General features: G+C 44.6%; 1 protein-coding gene. It reads left to right on the top strand.

Going from position 1 to position 1,185, the window contains the following annotated elements:
* Nucleotides 1–328: 328 nt before the first annotated feature.
* Nucleotides 329–1,185: IS110 family transposase (locus QUB44_RS30975; RefSeq protein ID WP_333373769.1), on the top strand; the 857-nt coding region annotated here is incomplete at its 3' end.

The raw sequence follows: 1,185 nt of genomic DNA, 5'->3' as shown, positions 1-1,185 counted from the left end.
TACCGATGATCAGTCGATCGTACCGATGATCAGTCGATCGTACCGATCGACGAAGTGAATCTAAAGAAACAAGGAAAGTTTTGTAGAAACGGTTCTGTAACAGGCGAAAGTGTGAGCAAGAGGACATCAGAAATCGGTGAAGTTGGCCCGCCCCTTAGACTAAACAAGTCTGTTGTGTAGATAAGCTCCCATTACTGATGACAGGCGCACCAAGCACAGGCGGTATCTTAGGCTCTCGATCGAACGATCGAGAAAGCCTGCATTCACAAGGTTAGTATTAATTGCCTGTCAAGTTCTTTAATAGATCGGAGTACATGGAGAGCAAATAATGACAACAGTCTTAGGCATAGACATCAGTAAAAAAGACTTTCATGTCTCATTACTGAGAGAAGGTCGTGCAACTAAACCCAGAAAGTTTACGAACAATACTCAAGGGTTTGAGAGTTTGCATAACTGGCTCAAACAACAAAGTGTCGTCGAACTCCATGCTTGTATGGAAGCTACTAGCATCTACGGCGAAGCCTTGGCAGAATTCCTTTATGGGGAAGGCTTTCAGGTAAGTATCGTCAATCCGGCTCGTATTAAAGGGTTTGCTAAAAGCGAACTTCTGAGAACGAAAACAGACTCCGTAGATGCGGCACTGATTGCCCGTTTTTGTGCGGCAATGAAACCATCATTATGGACTCCTACAGCCCCCGAAGTCAAGGAATTACAAGCCTTGTTACGGCGGCTCGAATCAGTCACAGAAATGATGACGAGCGAACAAAACCGTTTGGAGACAGCTACGCCAACAGTTGCTTCCCTTACCCAGGAACATTTGGACTATCTAAAACAGCAACAACAACTAATCAAAAAACTGATTAGTGACCATTTTGACCAACACCCACACTTAAAACAACAGCGCGAGCTGTTGACTTCAATTCCTGGCATTGGCGATTTAACAGCTTCTATATTATTAGCTGAAATTGGCGATGTTTCTGATTACGATAATGCTCGTCAATTAGCAGCCTATGCTGGTTTAACACCGAGCGAACGTACTTCTGGGACTTCGGTTAAGGGCAAAACTCGTTTGTCTTGTACGGGTAATGTCCGACTGCGAAAAGCGCTGTATATGCCAGCGGTAGTGGCGATGCGTCATAACCCGTTACTCAAAGCTATGAGTGAACGATTATTGGGTCGTGGAAA

The sequence above is a fragment of the Microcoleus sp. AT3-D2 genome (assembly GCF_036705715.1).
In the GTDB taxonomy this organism is placed as follows: Bacteria; Cyanobacteriota; Cyanobacteriia; order Cyanobacteriales; family Microcoleaceae; genus Microcoleus.
This window is presented reverse-complemented; position numbering and strand designations above follow the sequence as displayed.